At 71.4% G+C, this 15241-nt stretch carries 17 protein-coding genes; 9 read left to right on the top strand and 8 right to left on the bottom strand.

Annotated features, from left to right (window positions below; all coding sequences use genetic code 11):
* Positions 1-180: 180 nt before the first annotated feature.
* On the bottom strand, positions 181-456 hold the full coding sequence (locus tag ACFV8T_RS26055; protein ID WP_266421159.1) for a GlsB/YeaQ/YmgE family stress response membrane protein: 276 nt from the start codon (positions 454-456) through the stop codon (positions 181-183).
* Between the two features lie 272 nt (positions 457-728).
* Between ACFV8T_RS26055 and ACFV8T_RS26050 the strand changes: the two genes are divergently transcribed.
* On the top strand, positions 729-1094 hold the full coding sequence (locus ACFV8T_RS26050; RefSeq protein WP_385331756.1) for a DUF3099 domain-containing protein: 366 nt from the start codon (positions 729-731) through the stop codon (positions 1092-1094).
* A gap of 256 nt (positions 1095-1350) precedes the next feature.
* Positions 1351-1599: a hypothetical protein gene (locus ACFV8T_RS26045; RefSeq protein ID WP_385331754.1), complete on the top strand. Its 249-nt coding sequence runs from the start codon at positions 1351-1353 to the stop codon at positions 1597-1599.
* Positions 1600-1612: 13 nt separating this feature from the next.
* Here the strand turns inward: ACFV8T_RS26045 and moaA are convergent, their stop codons facing one another.
* From moaA to ACFV8T_RS26030, 3 genes are all read right to left on the bottom strand, one after another.
* Positions 1613-2602 (bottom strand): GTP 3',8-cyclase MoaA, encoded by a 990-nt coding sequence (gene moaA, locus ACFV8T_RS26040; RefSeq protein ID WP_385331751.1) that lies wholly within the window; start codon positions 2600-2602, stop codon positions 1613-1615.
* Between the two features lie 195 nt (positions 2603-2797).
* On the bottom strand, positions 2798-4438 hold the full coding sequence (locus ACFV8T_RS26035; RefSeq protein WP_385331749.1) for a cation acetate symporter: 1641 nt from the start codon (positions 4436-4438) through the stop codon (positions 2798-2800).
* On the bottom strand, positions 4435-4803 hold the full coding sequence (locus ACFV8T_RS26030) for a DUF485 domain-containing protein (RefSeq protein WP_385331747.1): 369 nt from the start codon (positions 4801-4803) through the stop codon (positions 4435-4437). The genes ACFV8T_RS26035 and ACFV8T_RS26030 overlap by 4 nt, the downstream gene beginning before the upstream one ends.
* 290 nt (positions 4804-5093) lie before the next feature.
* Here ACFV8T_RS26030 and ACFV8T_RS26025 point away from each other — a divergent pair, with 290 nt between their 5' ends.
* Complete coding sequence (locus ACFV8T_RS26025; RefSeq protein WP_385331745.1) at positions 5094-6629, top strand: S8 family serine peptidase; 1536 nt, start codon at positions 5094-5096, stop codon at positions 6627-6629.
* Between the two features lie 81 nt (positions 6630-6710).
* On the top strand, positions 6711-8132 hold the full coding sequence (locus tag ACFV8T_RS26020; RefSeq protein ID WP_385331742.1) for a CoA transferase: 1422 nt from the start codon (positions 6711-6713) through the stop codon (positions 8130-8132).
* Here ACFV8T_RS26020 and ACFV8T_RS26015 read toward each other — a convergent pair.
* From ACFV8T_RS26015 to ACFV8T_RS26005, 3 genes are read right to left on the bottom strand one after another with little or no spacing between them, the layout of a single operon-like run.
* On the bottom strand, positions 8122-9165 hold the full coding sequence (locus ACFV8T_RS26015; protein WP_385331739.1) for a zinc-dependent alcohol dehydrogenase family protein: 1044 nt from the start codon (positions 9163-9165) through the stop codon (positions 8122-8124). The genes ACFV8T_RS26020 and ACFV8T_RS26015 overlap by 11 nt on opposite strands.
* Before the next feature lie 21 nt (positions 9166-9186).
* The gene (locus ACFV8T_RS26010; RefSeq protein WP_385331737.1) at positions 9187-9876 is read right to left on the bottom strand and encodes a lysoplasmalogenase; all 690 of its coding nucleotides are present in this window, start codon (positions 9874-9876) and stop codon (positions 9187-9189) included.
* Positions 9873-10751, bottom strand: a complete 879-nt coding sequence (locus ACFV8T_RS26005; protein WP_266421134.1) for a sterol desaturase family protein — start codon at positions 10749-10751, stop codon at positions 9873-9875. Before ACFV8T_RS26005 ends, ACFV8T_RS26010 begins: the two co-directional genes overlap by 4 nt.
* A 149-nt stretch (positions 10752-10900) precedes the next feature.
* Between ACFV8T_RS26005 and ACFV8T_RS26000 the strand changes: the two genes are divergently transcribed.
* Together ACFV8T_RS26000 and ACFV8T_RS25995 are read left to right on the top strand one after the other, a co-directional pair.
* Positions 10901-11437, top strand: a complete 537-nt coding sequence (locus ACFV8T_RS26000) for a hypothetical protein (RefSeq protein WP_385331734.1) — start codon at positions 10901-10903, stop codon at positions 11435-11437.
* 30 nt (positions 11438-11467) lie between these two features.
* Positions 11468-12142, top strand: a complete 675-nt coding sequence (locus ACFV8T_RS25995; RefSeq protein WP_385331731.1) for an NACHT domain-containing protein — start codon at positions 11468-11470, stop codon at positions 12140-12142.
* Here ACFV8T_RS25995 and ACFV8T_RS25990 read toward each other — a convergent pair.
* Positions 12103-12816, bottom strand: a complete 714-nt coding sequence (locus ACFV8T_RS25990) for a VIT family protein (RefSeq protein ID WP_385331728.1) — start codon at positions 12814-12816, stop codon at positions 12103-12105. The two genes, ACFV8T_RS25995 and ACFV8T_RS25990, sit on opposite strands and share 40 nt — an antisense overlap.
* A 131-nt stretch (positions 12817-12947) precedes the next feature.
* Here ACFV8T_RS25990 and ACFV8T_RS25985 point away from each other — a divergent pair, with 131 nt between their 5' ends.
* From ACFV8T_RS25985 to ACFV8T_RS25975, 3 genes are all read left to right on the top strand, one after another.
* Entirely contained in the window at positions 12948-13961 is a 1014-nt protein-coding gene (locus ACFV8T_RS25985) for a DEDDh family exonuclease (RefSeq protein ID WP_385331725.1), read from the top strand.
* 145 nt (positions 13962-14106) lie between these two features.
* Positions 14107-14340 carry a hypothetical protein gene (locus tag ACFV8T_RS25980; RefSeq protein ID WP_266421122.1) on the top strand — a complete coding sequence of 78 codons (234 nt, stop codon included), beginning with the start codon at positions 14107-14109 and terminating at the stop codon, positions 14338-14340.
* 72 nt (positions 14341-14412) lie between these two features.
* The gene (locus ACFV8T_RS25975; protein WP_385331722.1) at positions 14413-15228 is read left to right on the top strand and encodes an SURF1 family protein; all 816 of its coding nucleotides are present in this window, start codon (positions 14413-14415) and stop codon (positions 15226-15228) included.
* The last annotated feature ends 13 nt before the right edge of the window (positions 15229-15241 follow it).

The following is a 15241-nucleotide window of genomic DNA, read 5'->3' as shown; positions in this document are numbered from 1 at the left end:
GTAGCCAGCAGGTCCTGGGTGCGGCCCATCACTCAGTCTGTCACCCTCTGCCATCCCTCTATCACCTCCCTCCAACCCTACCCCACCCCTTCTCCCCCTACCCCCCCCCCCGCCCCTCCCCCCCCCTCCCCCCGCCCCCTCTCCCCCTTTCCCCTCCCCCAGTGCGTCGTGCCCGGTGGCTCAGGTCTTGTGCCTGGAACCGCGGAACGAGGCCCACAGCATGTCGCCGACGCCGACGACCACCACCGCACCGATCAGCTGGAGCAGATGGCGGATCCAGTCGATGCCCTTGGTGTCGTTGACACCGATCCAGGTGGCGACGGCGTTGCCGAGGACGCTGCCGATGATGCCGAAAATGATCGTCAGCCAGAGTGGGATGCTCTGTTTGCCGGGCAGGATCGCCTTCGCGATCAGACCGAGCACCAGACCCACGATGATTGCCCACAACCAGCCCATGTCGCCTCCTCGTGCGACGCGATGTCGCGCATGTGCGCCCAGTCTCGGCCCGCGGGCCGCGCACCGCATGCCGGAGGGGTCCGTACGTGCGGCGCGGGTACCGATATGTACGAACAGGGCGTGCCCCGGTCTCGAGGCCGTCGGGTGCCGGGCGTACCGTGGATGCGGTCCGGTCCGGGGAGCGTCCGGCGCGGGAACGAGGTGTCCCCCGGCCCGCCAGGGTCTTTCGAACGAGAGACCCGAGGCGCTGGGGGAAGGGTGATGGAGACGTGATGCGGAAGCAGAGCGGTGGCGAGGTCTTCCGGATCACGGGGGCCCGGCAGGGGCTCGCGGACGATGTGCGCGGCAGGCAGCGGCGCTATGTGATCTCGATGTCCGTACGGACGGTTTCGGTGGTCCTGGCCGCGGTGCTGTGGAACGTCGAGCGGTATGTCGCGATCGTGGCGCTCGCACTCGGTGTGCTGCTCCCGTACGTGGCGGTGGTCATTGCCAACGCGGGCCGGGAGAACACCCCTTCGCTTCCCTCCACCTTCGTACCGGCACCGATGCGGCCGGTACTCGACGCGGCGCCCGCGGCCGGTGCCGCGGAATCCGGCCCGGAGGGTGACGGGGTCCGCCGCGGCGGGGAATCGGTCTGAGCCCGGCCGGGTGCGCACGGCACTCGATCCTCAAGAAAACCTCAGATCAATCATGAAGTTACGGTGCACCGCACCCCGGTCTGCGTGACATACTTCGTAAGCGCTCCGCATCCCCCGTCGGAGCGACGGACCGACGCCGGGCAGCTCCCCCCGTGGCTGCTCGGCGTCGTTTTTTCTCCGGCCGGGGATGCGGTCGGGCGCCGGCCTCGTGGGCCGGGCCGGGGGCCGGCACCGGCGCTGACCTAGGGTTGAGTCCGTGAACTCCCCTGAATCCGCGGCCGAGACCGCTGCCGCCGCACCCATCTGTTCCGCCAAGGGCTGCCGGGCCGACGCCGTATGGGTGCTCGCCTGGAACAACCCGAAGCTGCACACCCCGGAGCGTCGCAAGACCTGGCTGGCCTGCGAGGAACACCGGGAGCACCTCTCCTCGTTCCTCGACGTCAGGGGTTTCCTCAAGGATGTGGTGACGCTGGCGGAGTGGGAGTCCCGCGCCGACAGGCCCTAGAGCCGGACCGGCGTCAGCCGCCGATCGCCGACATGGGCCGGTCGGGCTGCAGGAAGGACGGGTCGTCCAGACCGGATCCGGCCTTCTTTCCCCACATCGCGAGGGTCCAGATCCTGGCGATCTCCTCGTCCGGCGCGTCCGAGCGCAGGGCGCCGCGCAGATCGGTCTCCTCGCGGGCGAAGAGGCAGGTGCGCACCTGGCCGTCGGCGGTGAGCCTGGTCCGGTCGCAGGCCCGGCAGAAGGGGCGGGTGACGGAGGCGATGACGCCGACCCGGTGGGGGCCGCCGTCGACGATCCAGCGCTCGGCCGGGGCGGAGCCGCGCTCCCCGTCGCCCTCCTCGGTGAGGGTGAAGCGGGTGCGCAGCGACCGGAGTATGTCGCCTGCCGTGATCATGCCGTCGCGCTTCCAGCCGTGCTGGGCGTCGAGCGGCATCTGCTCGATGAAGCGGAGCTCGTAGCCCTGCTCGACGGCCCAGGCGAGCAGCTCGGGGGCCTCGTCGTCGTTGAGCCCCGGCATCAGGACGGTGTTGACCTTGACCGGGGTGAGCCCGGCGTCGCGGGCGGCTTCGAGGCCGGCCAGCACGTCGTGGTGGCGGTCGCGGCGGGTGAGGGTCTTGAAGACGTCGGGGCGCAGAGTGTCCAGCGAGACGTTGACCCGGTCGAGACCTGCGGCCCCGAGTGCGGCGGCGGTGCGCTTGAGACCGATGCCATTGGTGGTGAGCGACATCCTGGGACGCGGGTCGAGGGCCGCGCAGCGCTCGACCACGGAGACGAGCCCGGGGCGCAGCAGCGGCTCGCCGCCGGTGAAGCGGACCTCGGTGATGCCGAGCCGGGTGACGGCGATACGGATCAGCCGGACGATCTCGTCGTCACTGAGCAGGTCGGGCTTGGCCAGCCATTGCAGACCCTCTTCCGGCATGCAGTACGTACACCGCAGATTGCACCGGTCGGTCAGCGAGACGCGCAGGTCGGTGGCCACCCGGTCGTACGTGTCGATGAGCATGCGGACCCCCTCCCCTCATTGCTTCCCGGGTGCCGAGTCCGCTCTTCCGGCCGGCTCTTCCGGCTGACTCCTCCGAGACTACGCGAGAGCGGTGACAACGGCGGGGCCCGTTTGACACGAGGAGCGGCGTGGCCGTGTCGTAGGACTCTACGACACGGCCACGGAGCGGGAGGGCCGTCCGGGACGGGCGCCCGGTCAGTGCGCTCCGACACCGGTGAGGGACTTGACCTCCAGCTCGGCGTACTTGCCCTTGTCCGGCTCCTCCTTCGAGAGGAGGGAGCCGATCCAGCCGAGCAGGAAGCCCAGCGGAATGGAGATCAGGCCGGGGTTCTCCAGCGGGAACCAGGCGAAGTCGACGCCCTTGAACATCGATGTCTTCGGGTTGCCGGAGACGACGGGCGAGAACAGCACCAGGAGCACCGAGCCGGCCAGGCCGCCGTAGATCGACCACAGCGCGCCCTGGGTGGTGAACCGCTTCCAGAACAGGCTGTAGAGGATGGTCGGCAGGTTGGCGGAGGCGGCGACGGCGAACGCGAGCGCCACCAGTCCGGCGACGTTCATGTCACGGGCGAAGGCGCCCAGGACGATCGCGACCGCGCCGATGAGGACGGTGGCCCAGCGGGCGGCCCGCATCTCCTCCTTCTCGGTGGCCTTCCCCCTGCGGATGACATTGGCGTAGATGTCGTGCGCGAAGGAGGACGAGGAGGCGAGGGTGAGTCCCGCGACGACGGCGAGGATGGTGGCGAAGGCCACCGCCGAGATCACCGCGAGCAGCACGGCGCCGCCGGTGGAGCCGACCCCGCCCAGGTATTCGGCGAGCTGCGGGGCGGCCGCGTTGCCGGCCGGGTTCTTCGCCTTGATCTCGTCGGGACCGATGAGGGCCGCGGCACCGAAGCCGAGGGCGATCGTCATCAGGTAGAAGGCGCCGATGATGCCGATGGCCCAGTTGACTGACTTACGGGCGGCCTTGGCGGTCGGCACCGTGTAGAAGCGGATCAGGATGTGCGGCAGGCCGGCGGTGCCGAGGACCAGGGCGATGCCGAGGGAGAGGAAGTCCAGCTTCGAGGTGCCGGTGGCGCCGTACTTGAGGCCGGGCTCCAGGAACGCCGCTCCGTGGCCGCTCTTCGAGGCGGCCGTGCCCAGCAGGTCGGAGATATTGAAGTCGAACTTCAGCAGCACCAGGAAGGTCATCAGGAGGGCACCGGCGATGAGCAGTACGGCCTTGACCATCTGCACCCAGGTGGTGCCCTTCATCCCGCCGATGGTGACGTACACGATCATGAGTACGCCGACGAGGGCGACGATGAGGATCTTGCCCGCGTCGCTGGTGATGCCGAGGAGCAGCGAGACCAGGACGCCCGCGCCCGCCATCTGGGCCAGCAGGTAGAAGATCGAGACGACGATGGTGGAGACGCCGGAGGCGGTACGGACCGGGCGCTGGCGCATCCGGTAGGCGAGGACGTCGCCCATCGTGTAGCGGCCCGAGTTGCGCAGTGGTTCGGCGACCAGCAGCAGAGCGACGAGCCAGGCGACGAGGAAGCCGATGGAGTACAGGAAGCCGTCGTAGCCGAAGAGGGCGATGGCTCCGGCGATACCGAGGAACGACGCGGCGGACATGTAGTCGCCGGAGACCGCGAGTCCGTTCTGGAAGGCGGTGAACTGGCGGCCGCCCGCGTAGAAGTCGGAGGCGCTCCGGGTCTGCCGCCCGGCCCAGACGGTGATGCCCAGGGTCGCGGCGACGAACACGGCGAAGAGCGTGATGATCAGCGGCCGGTGCTCGGTGGTCGAGGAGGCGGCCAGCTGGACGGCGGGGTGCGAGTGGTACGCGGCGCTCATGCGTCGGCCTCCATACGGGACTTGATGACCTCGGCCTTCGGGTCGAGCTTCGCGGCCGCGTGCCGGGAGTAGAGCCAGGCGATGAGGAAGGTGGTGACGAACTGGGCGAGGCCGAAGACGAAGGCCACGTTGATGTTGCTGTACACCTTGGCGCCCATGAAGCCGCCCGCGTAGTTGGACAGCAGCACGTAGAGCAGGTACCAGAGGACGAACGCGATGGTCAGCGGGAAGGCGAACGAGCGGTACGAGCGGCGCAGTTCGCCGAACTCCTCGCTCTCCTGCATCGCGATGAACGCCTCGGTCGTGGGCGGGGCAGGGCGGGTGTCCGTACTGGCCTCGGGCGGCGGCGGTGCATCGGTAGCCACGGAATCTCCTCGCGACGCGGGTGCGGTGGTGTCGGTGACGGTGGATCTCACCGGGAAGGTCCGGTATCGGGGGTGTCGGTGCACCTCCCCCGACAACGGCACGAAGAGCGCGGCGAAGCGGTTCACCGCGGCTCCGTACTTCTCCCGCGCGCCGTTTCGCGCCCGTCCGGCCGAACCCGGTCCTGCGAACTCATTGATGAGCGGGGATGATCAGCGATAACTTCACTGGTCATGTACGCGACCGGACACGCCCGTGTCCGGTCGACCGGCACGGATGATGTGGAGACCCCATGGCTCATCTGGGATCCAGACGGACGCGCGCACTCACGTTGCCCGTCGGATTGGCACTCACGGCCTCGCTCGGCTTCCTGCCGACGGGTGCCGCCTCTGCCGCACCCATGGACGCGCAGCCAACGGCTGCGGTGTCGACGGACGGCCCGAAGCTCTCGTACGTGGTCAACACGCGGGGCGGTCACGGGACCGTCAAGCAGGTGAAGAAGGCGATAGCCGAGGCCGGTGGCACGGTGGTGGTCGCCTACGAGCAGATCGGCGTCATCGTCGCCCACTCGCAGAACCCGGACTTCGCGAAGACGGTCCGCCAGGCCAAGGGAGTGGATTCGGCGGGGGCCACCCGCACCAGCCCCATCGTCCCGCAGGCCACCACGGACACCGGGGTCGAGCAGCCGCTCACCGCCGCGCAGGCCAAGGTCGCGGCGGCGGAGGCGACGGCGGGCCAGGACCCGATGGAGCCCCTGCAGTGGGACCTGCCCGCGATCAAGGCGGACCAGGCGCACAAGAAGACGCTGGGCAGCCGCAAGGTCACGGTCGCGGTCATCGACACGGGGGTCGACGACACCCACCCGGACCTGGCGCCGAACTTCGACCGCGGGGCGTCGGCGAGCTGTGTTTCCGGGGCGCCGGACACGACGGACGGTGCCTGGCGGCCGAAGACCGGCGAGAGCAACCACGGCACGCATGTCGCGGGGACCATCGCCGCCGCGAAGAACGGCATCGGGGTGACGGGCGTCGCGCCGGGCGTCAAGGTCGCCGGGATCAAGGTGGCGAACCCGGACGGGTTCTTCTACACCGAGTCGATCGTCTGCGGCTTCGTCTGGGCCGCCGAGCACGGTGTCGATGTCACCAACAACAGCTACTTCACCGACCCGTGGATGTTCAACTGCAAGAACGACCCCGACCAGGGCGCCCTGGTCGAGGCCGTCGCACGTGCCACGCGGTACGCGGAGCGCAAGGGCACGGTCAACATCGCCTCGTCCGGCAACAGCAGCTTCGACCTGGCCTCCGACGCGATCGAGGACACGCAGAGCCCGAACGACAGCACGGCCGTCACCCGGACGATCGACCCGCGCGAGTGCCTGGACATCCCGGTGCAGCTGCCGGGCGTCGTGACGGTCTCGGCGACCGGTGCCAAGGGCCTGAAGGCCTCGTACTCGAACTACGGCAACGGCGTCATCGACGTGGCGGCCCCGGGCGGCGACTCCACGGCCTACCAGACGCCCGCCCCGCCGGCCACCAGCGGCCTGATCCTGTCCACGCTGCCGAACGGCCAATACGGCTACAAGGCCGGTACGTCGATGGCCTCCCCGCATGTCGCGGGTGTCGCGGCCCTGATCAAGTCGACGCACCCGCACGCCTCGGCGGCCGCGGTGAAGGCGCTGCTGCTCGCGGAGGCCGACGCCACCGCGTGCGGTGCCCCGTACGACATCGACGGTGACGGCAAGATCGACGCCGTCTGCGAGGGCGGCAAGAACCGCAACGGCTTCTACGGTGCCGGTGTGGTGAACGCGCTGAACGCGGTCCGCTGGTAGCGGCAACACCGCGCGGCGGGAGGGGCCGGAGTCTTCGGGCGGCCCCTCCCGCCTGGTGGCACTCAGTGCCATAGTGTGGGGATGACCGACGCACGAAAGTCCGGAACCGAGCAGGCATGGGCGGCGCTCGGCGGTGCTCCCGCACTTCTCGCGCACCTCGGGACGGACGGTCCCGACGGACTGCTCCCCGCCCGGCTGCCCGTCCTGGAACTGGCCCGATCCGCCGTCGCGGTCTGCTCGCTGGCCGCCGCCGAACTCGCCGCGCGCCGCACCGGGCGTCCTGTGCCGCAGGCCCGGATCGACGAGGGCGCGGTGGCCACGGCGTTCACCAGCGAGCGCCATCTGCGGATCGACGGACGCGCACCGACCAACTTCGCCCCGCTGTCCCGGTTCTGGCGCACCGCGGACGGCTGGGTCCGTACGCACGCCAACTACCCGCACCACCGGGCCCGGTTGCTCGCCACGCTGGGGCTGCCCGCGGACACCCCGGACGACATCGCCGTGGACACCGCCGCCGCCTCGTTCGCCGGGCGCCGGGGCGACGAGATCGAGCGGACGGTGTACGCGGCGGGCGGCCTGGCCGTGGCCGCCCGTACGCCCGGGGAGTGGGCGGCCGATCCGCGGGGCGCCGCCGTCGCGGGCACGCCGCTGGTGGCCCGGGACCGCATCGACGGCGCACCGCTGCGCCGGACCGCGCCGCTCACCGGTCAACCGCTGCTGCCCGCCGCCGGGTTGCGGGTCCTGGACCTCACCCGGGTGATCGCGGGGCCGGTCGCCACCCGTACGCTCGCGCTGCTCGGCGCGGACGTCCTGAGGATCGACGCCCCGCAGCTCCCGGAGAGCCCGGACGCGCACAGCGACACCGGTTTCGGGAAGCGGTCGGTGGACCTGGATCTCTCCAGCCGCTCCGGTGCGGCCGCCTTCGACGGGCTGCTGGCCGACGCGGACGTGGTCGTCATCGGCTACCGGCCCGGTGCGGTCGAGCGGTTCGGGCTGACGCCCCGGTCCCTGGCCGCGCGCAGGCCGGGGCTGGTGATCGGACGGCTCTCGGCCTGGGGGCACGGTCCGTGGGCCGGCCAGCGCGGCTTCGACAGCCTGGTCCAGGTGGCCACCGGCATCGCGTCGGTCGAGGCCGACGCGATGCCCGGCGGGCGGCCCGGTGCGCTGCCCGCCCAGGCGCTCGACCACGGCACCGGCTATCTGCTGGCCGCCGCCGTGCTGCGGGCGCTGACCGAGCAGCACGACGAGGGCGGCTCCCGGCTGGTGACGCTCTCGCTCGCCCGTACCGCCGCCTGGCTGCTCGACGAGCTGCCCGCCCGTCAGGAACCCGGCGCAGCGGCCGGAGGTTCGTACGACCCGGAGAAGTGGCTCACGGAGACGGACAGCCCGCTGGGCCGGCTGCGGCACGCGGTGCCACCGGTCGCCTTCGACGGTTCGCCCGCCGACTGGTCGCGCCCGCCCGGCCCGCTGGGGGCGGACGCGGCCGCCTGGCTCACGGCTTGATGAGCACCTTCAGCGCGGTGCGCTCGTCCATCGCCCGGTAACCGGCGGGGACGTCGTCGAGGCCCACGGTCAGGTCGAAGACGGGCGACGGGTCGATCGTGCCGGCCAGGATGTCGGGGAGCAGTTCCGGGATGTAGGTACGCACGGGGGCGACGCCGCCGCGCAGGGCGATGTTCCGGTCGAACATGACGCCGAGGTCCAGTCCGGTGCCGCTGCCGTGCGGTACGCCGACGTAGCCGATGGAGCCGCCGTCGCGGGTGATCCCGACGGCGGTGCGCATCGACTGCTCGGTGCCGACGGCCTCGATCACGGCGTGCGCGCCCTCGCCGCCGAGCAGTTCCCGTACGGCTTCGACGGCCGCCTCGCCGCGCTCGGCGACGACGTCCGTGGCGCCGAAGGTGCGGGCGATGTCCGTGCGCGCCCGGTGCCGGCCGAGCGCGATGATCCGCTCGGCGCCGAGCCGCTTGGCGGCCATGACGCCGCACAGCCCGACCGCTCCGTCACCGACGACCGCGACGGTGGAACCGGGCTGCACGCCCGCGCCGACGGCGGCGTGGTGTCCGGTGCCGAGCACGTCGGACAGGGCGAGGAGCGCGGTGAGCAGGTGGTCGTCGGCGCCCGCGGCGGCGGGGAGCTTGATCAGCGTGCCGTCGGCGAACGGGACGCGCACGGCCTCGCCCTGCCCGCCGTCGGAGCCGACCGAGCCCCAGAAGCCGCCCTGCGGGCAGGAGGTCGTCAGGCCCTCGGCGCAGTAGGCGCAGGTGCCGTCGGACCAGACGAAGGGGGCGACGACGAGGTCGCCCACGGCGAAGCCGGACACTTCGGAACCCGCCTCCTCGACGATCCCGAGGAACTCGTGCCCGATGCGCTGGCCGGGCTGCCGGGCGGACTCGCCGCGGTACGCCCACAGGTCGCTGCCGCAGATGCAGGCCCTCAGGACCCGCAGCACCACATCGGTGGGCTGCTGCACGGACGGGTCGGGCACCTCCTGCACGCGTATGTCGTGGGGGGCGTGGATGACGGTGGCGCGCATGCGTGGGGGTCCTTGCCGGTCTCAGCTGCTGATACTCCGTTCACGGTACGCCCCGGGGGTGGCACCGGCCCATTTCGGCCCCGGTGCGAGGATCCCGGCGGTCAGCAGGAACTGCGCCGCGATGTAGGTGAGCATGACCCAGAAGTCGGGGGCGGGCAGCTGCGGCCAGTCCGCGATGCCGGTGGCGATGAGCGCGTCGGAGAGCAGGAAGAGCGCCCCGCCCGCGGCCGCGTACCGGCCGAGGGTGCCGGCGCGGTACGCCATCGCCGTGAGCAGCAGGCTGTAGCCGGCCATCGGGATCCGCATCTCAGCAGGCAGTCCGGGCCAGAGCAGCGTGATGAAGCCGGCCAGGACGGCGGCGTACACGAGCCCGGCAGGCAGCGAGCCGCGGGCCCGTCCGAAGTGCCACAGGTAGCAGACGTGCCCCGCGGCGAAGGAGCCCATCCCGATGAGGAAGGCGGCATCGGCGTCGGGCAGCAGGAGCGTGTCGCCGCCCCAGCCGAACAGCAGCGCCGCGATGAGCAGCCGGGGGCCGCGCCGGGCGGCGGCGTACCCGGCCAGCAGCGGCATCAGCAGCGGCTTGGCGACGAGGTGGGCGACCGGGATGTCGGCGAGCACGCCGACGAGGTCGACGGCCGAGGCCACGAGGAAGGCGACGAACAGCGGACGTACGAGACGCTCCCGCCGGTCCGGGGCGGTGTCGGCGCTCATCCGGTGCGCTCCGCGGCGGGGGCGGCCGTACGGGCGGCCGTTCCGGCCGGCTGCCAGCCGGGCCCGCGGAAGATCCGTCCCGCCCGCTCGCTCCAACTGCCCGCCGCCCGCACGTCACGGGCGATGGCGGCGTACTCGTGGGTGGCGACCCGGAGCGGGTTGAAGGTGCCGATGTTCTTGGTGAGACCGAACACGGGCCGCTCGGTCTCGGCGGTGAAGGACCCGAAGAGCCGGTCCCAGAGGATGAGGATGCCGCCGAAGTTCCGGTCCAGGTAGCCGCCCTGCGACGCGTGGTGCACCCGGTGGTGGGAGGGCGTGTTGAGTACGTACTCGAAGGGCCTGGGGAGCTTGTCGACGCGTTCGGTGTGCACCCAGAACTGGTAGACGAGGTTCGCCGACGAGCAGAAGGCGAGCGCGGCCGGATGGACCCCGCACGCGATCATCGGCAGGTAGAACGGCCAGACGGTCAGCGACGTCCAGGGCTGGCGCAGCGCGGTGGAGAGGTTGAACTTCCGGCTGGAGTGGTGCACCACGTGGCAGGCCCAGAGGATCCGGATGACGTGGTGCCCGCGGTGGGACCAGTAGTAGAAGAAGTCCTGCGCGAGCAGCATCAGCGGGACGGTCCACCACAGCACGGGGACGCGGAGCGGGGTCAGTTCGTAGACCGCGGTGTAGATCGCGACGATGGGCACTTTCCACAGCAGGTCGAAGACCAGGCTGCCCAGCCCCATGCTGATGCTGGTGACGGTGTCCTTCGTCTCGTATCCGGCGGCGTCCTCATCGGGGTGGAAGTGGTGGAGGGCCATTTCCAGAACAGTGAGCAGGACGAAGGCCGGTATGGACCAGAGCACTACATCGGGCAGGTTCGTCGGCATGCCAGCACCGTAGAGCCGCAGGTCGGCCGGGGACTAGACGTTGTTACCAACAAGTATGCGAGACGCGGTGTCAGCAGTCTTTGGTGACTTCTGCCAATACGGGCGTCGTGCGATCCCTCCGCCGGGGATTCCACGGGGAGGGAACTGCCATGCAGGGACTGGAAGTTGCGCCGGTCCGACTGGCGACGACGGTGATCGGCACGGGAACCGGGTCGCGGATCGCGCCGAGGCCCGGCGCGGACCTCGTCCCGGACCCGGTGCGCTCCCTCTCCCGCCCGGCGAAGCCGGACCGGCCGGCGCGGGTGCTCGGCGACCGGCTGGCCCAGTCATACGCCGGACTGCCGGAGCACGAGCGGCCGGCCGCCGTGGACGCGGTGCGCGACGCCTTCGCCGCGGCGGGCGAACTGACGGCGGACCGGCTGTTCGCCGTGCACCTGGACCCGGAGCGGCCGGCCGCCGAGCTGCCGCCCGCCGCGGGGCTGTCGGACCGTGCGACCGGGCTGTACGGGGAGCTGCGCGCGGCGGAGCGGATGCGGGAACTGGTGGAGGACGTACGGGAACGGGTCGGCCCGCGCCCGGACGCGGCGGCGCTGGACTTCGAGCGGCGGTACGCGGAGTTCATGGCCGCGACGCACTGCCGGATGGGCCTGTTCGGGCTGACGCCGGGGCGGTCGGCGGGCGAGTGACCGCCGGAGACGGCCTACATCAGTCCGGCGGTGAGCGGGAGCGGTGCCCGGCAGAGCGGGCTGGAGCACCCGGCCATGGTGACGGTCTCCGTCGAGCAGGCGCTGTCCGGGACGGACCGGCTGCCGCTGCGGGGTCCGGCCGGTTCGGGCAAGAACACGCTGGTGCAGTGGCTCGCGGTGAACGCCGCCCGCCGTACGTTCGGCACCGACCTGATGGGCTGGAACCGCTGTGTGCCCTTCGTCCTGCGGTTGCGCGCGTTCACCTCGCACGGGACCCTGCCCACGCCCGAGGAGTTCCTGCGGGCGGCCGGCGTCCCACTGCACGGTTCGGCACCGGCCGGCTGGGCGAACGGTCTGCTGGCCTCGGGGCGGGGACTGGTGCTGGTGGACGGGGTCGACGAGGTCCCGGCGCGGCTGCGCCGGCGTACCGAGAAGTGGCTGAAGGACCTGGTCGTCGCGTACCCGCCTGCCGCACGGACTGGAGCCGCTACGGGAACTGCCCACGCTGACGCGGCTCCATCTGTACGCCGAGCCCGAAGACGCCCCCTACGACCTGCCCTCCTGGCCGGTCTCGACGGACTCACGATCGCCCTCGGCAGCGAAACAGAAGCCACGGGCACCGACCTCTTCCCGCCCGAGCGGATCGTACGGCTCGCACAGGGCGCTCACACCCCCACCGCCCCCAGCAACTCCCCCGCCCCATAGGTGACCGCCATGGCCACCGCGCCCCCGCCCATGTTCCGCAGCACCGCCGGCCCCACCGCCGCCTCGCCCAGCCGTGCGCTCCACCAGCCGGTGAGTGCGAGCGCCGCCAGTACCGACAGCACGGTCACCAGGAGCCGCAGCGACGACGGCGGCAGCACGATCGCCAGCAGCGGCAGCAGCGCGCCCACCGTGAACGCCAGGAAGCTCGCACCCGCGGCGTGCCACGGGTTCGTCAGCTCGTCCGGGTCGATGCCCAGTTCGACCTCCGCGTGAGCGCGCAGCGCATCGCGTTCGGTGAGCTGGAGGGCGGCCTCGCGGGCGACATCCCGGCTCAGCCCCTTGCTCTCCAACAGGCCGGTCAGCTCGGCGAGTTCCGCCTCCGGTGCCTCCGTCAGCTCCCGCTTCTCCGTCGCGAGGGCCGCTTGTTCCGAATCGCGCTGGGTGGAGACCGAGACGTACTCGCCCGCGGCCATCGACATGGACCCGGCCAGCAGTCCGGCCAGGCCCGCCGTGAGCAGGGCGCCGCGGTCGCCGGTGGCGCCGGCCACGCCGACGACCAGGCCCGCAGTGGAGACCACACCGTCATTGGCACCGAGGACCGCGGCACGCAGCCAGTTCAGCCGCGCGCCGAGCCCGTTGCCGTGCGGTTCGTCGTGCGTCCGGGTATCCGTCACCCGGGGATGGTCTCACCCTGCGCGGCGACCGGGCGCGTACCGACCCGCCCGACGCGGAGTCAGGGTGTGTGAGTGCCACCGGAGGACAAGACGGCCGAATAGGAGACTGTCGGTCGCGGCCCGTATTCTCTGTGACCATGCTCGACGACCGCCAGACCGCAGCACCGTGGCCGACCGCCTACCCGCAGGGGTACGCGGTCGTCGACGTGGAGACCACCGGACTCGCACGGGACGACCGGATAGTGTCCGCTGCCGTCTACCGCCTGGACGCACAGGGCAATGTCGAGGACCACTGGTACACCCTCGTCAACCCCGAACGCGATCCCGGCCCGGTCTGGATCCACGGGCTGACCACTGATGTCCTCGAAGGCGCCCCGCTCTTCCCGGAGGTCGCCGCCCAGCTCTCCGAGCGGCTCGCGGACCGCGTCCTCGTCGCGCACAACGCGGCTTTCGACTGGTCGATGCTGGCCCGGGAGTACGCACGGGCCTCGGTCGTCGCCCCCGTCGAACAGCGGCTGTGCACCATCGCGCTCTCCAAGGAACTGCGGCTGCCGCTGCCCAACCACAAGCTGGAGTCGCTGGCCGCGCACTTCGGCGTCGTGCAGCAGCGCGCCCACCACGCCCTGGACGACGCCCGGGTGCTGGCCGAGGCGTTCCGGCCGAGTCTGCACGCGGCGGCGCGGGGCGGGGTGCGGCTGCCGCTGCTGGAGTGCCGGCCGCTGACCGAGTGGTCGGACTCCCCCGTCACACCGCGGATCGGCTACCAGCCCTCGTACGGTCAGAACAGCTGGCGCGCCTCGCGCAAGCGCCCGGCGTGCCCGTATCCGAACCCCGGCCGGTACGAGAAGGACAAACCCCTCATGCAGGGCATGCGGGTGGCCTTCTCCGGGGACACCTCCGTCGACCGCGAGCTGCTGGAGGACCGGGCCGTGGAGGCCGGGCTGCATGTGGCGACCAGCGTGTCCCGGCTGACCAGCCTCCTGGTCACCAACGACCCGGACGCGGCGACGTCGAAGACGGTCAAGGCCAAGTCGTTCGGCACACCGATCCTGGACGAGAGCGCCTTCACCCATCTGCTGCGCGACGTGGCACCCGCGTCGGCCCAGGACGTGTTCGAGAAGTCCCGTCCGTCTCGCGGGGTCTGAAACACGCCCTGGGGTTCTCCGTGCGGATCGGGCCTGATCCGCACGGAAGACCTCAAGGTACCCGCGCCGTCATCGGAGTGAACCGGCAGCGACTCGCCCGCCCGCCGCTCGCCCGCCGCCGCCCCCGCGTCCCACCCTGTGGCGCATGGCACGTTGCGAGGTTTGCGGAAACGACTACGGCATGTCCTTCGAGGTGCACGCGCAAGGTGCGATGCATGTCTTCGACTGCTTCTCCTGCGCCATTCACCGCATGGCGCCCATCTGCGAGCACTGCCGGGTCCAGATCATCGGCCAGGGCGTCGAGGTCGACGGGCACTGGTTCTGCGGCGGTCACTGCGCCCGCGCCGAGGGGAAGGTGGGCATCATCGACAAAGTCTGAGCAGCGGCCGCCGCGGCTCCTTCCCCCACCCCCTGCGCGATGCACCCCACGGCACAGTTGTACCGTCGTGGGGTGTACCGCTTCCTGTTGACCCGGCAGTGGCTGATCCTCGCCCTCCTCGCCCTCGTCCTGATTCCCACGATGGTCGAGCTGGGCTTCTGGCAGCTGCACCGGCATGAGCACAAGGTCGCGCAGAACTCCCTGATCTCCCGCAACCTCAAGGCGAAGCCGGTTCCGGTCTCCTCGCTCACCGCTCCGGGGCACACGGTCCCGCGCTCCGACTACTGGCGGACGGTGACGGCCACGGGCACGTACGACACCGCGCATCAGGTGGTCGTACGCCGCAGGACCTCCACCGACGGCCGGATCGGCGTCCATGTGCTGATCCCGTTCGACCTCAAGGGCGGCGGCACGGTCCTGGTCAACCGCGGCTGGGTGCCCTCCGCCGACAGCCAGCGCGCCTTCCCCGATGTGCCGGCCGTGCCCGGCGGCGAAGTGACCGTCACCGGACGGCTCAAGGCCGACGAGACGACGAGCGCCAGCGGCATCAAGGACATCTCGGACCTGCCGGACCGCCAGGTGATGCTGATCAACAGCGCCCAGGAGGCCAAGCGGCTCTCCCGGCCGGTGCTCGGCGGCTACATCGAGCAGACCGCGCCCGAGTCCGCGGGTGGCTCCCCGGAACTGATCGAGGCCCCGGACGACAGCTCGATCGGCCCCCACATGGCGTACGCCGTGCAGTGGTGGCTCTTCGCCGCCGGTGTCCCGGTCGGGTTCGTGGTCCTGGCCCGCCGGGAGAAGCGCGACCGGGTGGAGGCAGCGGCCAAGGAAGCCGCCGGGGCGCAGCAGCCCTGCGAACCGGAGAAGCCGGAACCCGCCACGGCGTGACGCCGTGTCCGCC

The sequence above is a fragment of the Streptomyces sp. NPDC059832 genome, assembly GCF_042731715.1.
GTDB lineage: Bacteria > Actinomycetota > Actinomycetes > Streptomycetales > Streptomycetaceae > Streptomyces.
Note: the sequence above shows the minus strand (reverse complement) of the source record. Positions and strands in the feature narration are given on the sequence as shown.

Bases quoted from the DNA above. Each gene is read 5' to 3' on its own strand.
- ACFV8T_RS26055 (WP_266421159.1), bottom strand. From the start codon at position 456: ATGGGCTGGTTGTGGGCAATCATCGTGGGTCTGGTGCTCGGTCTGATC.
- ACFV8T_RS26050 (WP_385331756.1), top strand. From the start codon at position 729: ATGCGGAAGCAGAGCGGTGGCGAGGTCTTCCGGATCACGGGGGCCCGG.
- moaA (WP_385331751.1), bottom strand. From the start codon at position 2,602: ATGCTCATCGACACGTACGACCGGGTGGCCACCGACCTGCGCGTCTCG.
- ACFV8T_RS26035 (WP_385331749.1), bottom strand. From the start codon at position 4,438: ATGAGCGCCGCGTACCACTCGCACCCCGCCGTCCAGCTGGCCGCCTCC.
- ACFV8T_RS26025 (WP_385331745.1), top strand. From the start codon at position 5,094: ATGGCTCATCTGGGATCCAGACGGACGCGCGCACTCACGTTGCCCGTC.
- ACFV8T_RS26020 (WP_385331742.1), top strand. From the start codon at position 6,711: ATGACCGACGCACGAAAGTCCGGAACCGAGCAGGCATGGGCGGCGCTC.
- ACFV8T_RS26015 (WP_385331739.1), bottom strand. From the start codon at position 9,165: ATGCGCGCCACCGTCATCCACGCCCCCCACGACATACGCGTGCAGGAG.
- ACFV8T_RS26010 (WP_385331737.1), bottom strand. From the start codon at position 9,876: ATGAGCGCCGACACCGCCCCGGACCGGCGGGAGCGTCTCGTACGTCCG.
- ACFV8T_RS26005 (WP_266421134.1), bottom strand. From the start codon at position 10,751: ATGCCGACGAACCTGCCCGATGTAGTGCTCTGGTCCATACCGGCCTTC.
- ACFV8T_RS26000 (WP_385331734.1), top strand. From the start codon at position 10,901: ATGCAGGGACTGGAAGTTGCGCCGGTCCGACTGGCGACGACGGTGATC.
- ACFV8T_RS25980 (WP_266421122.1), top strand. From the start codon at position 14,107: ATGGCACGTTGCGAGGTTTGCGGAAACGACTACGGCATGTCCTTCGAG.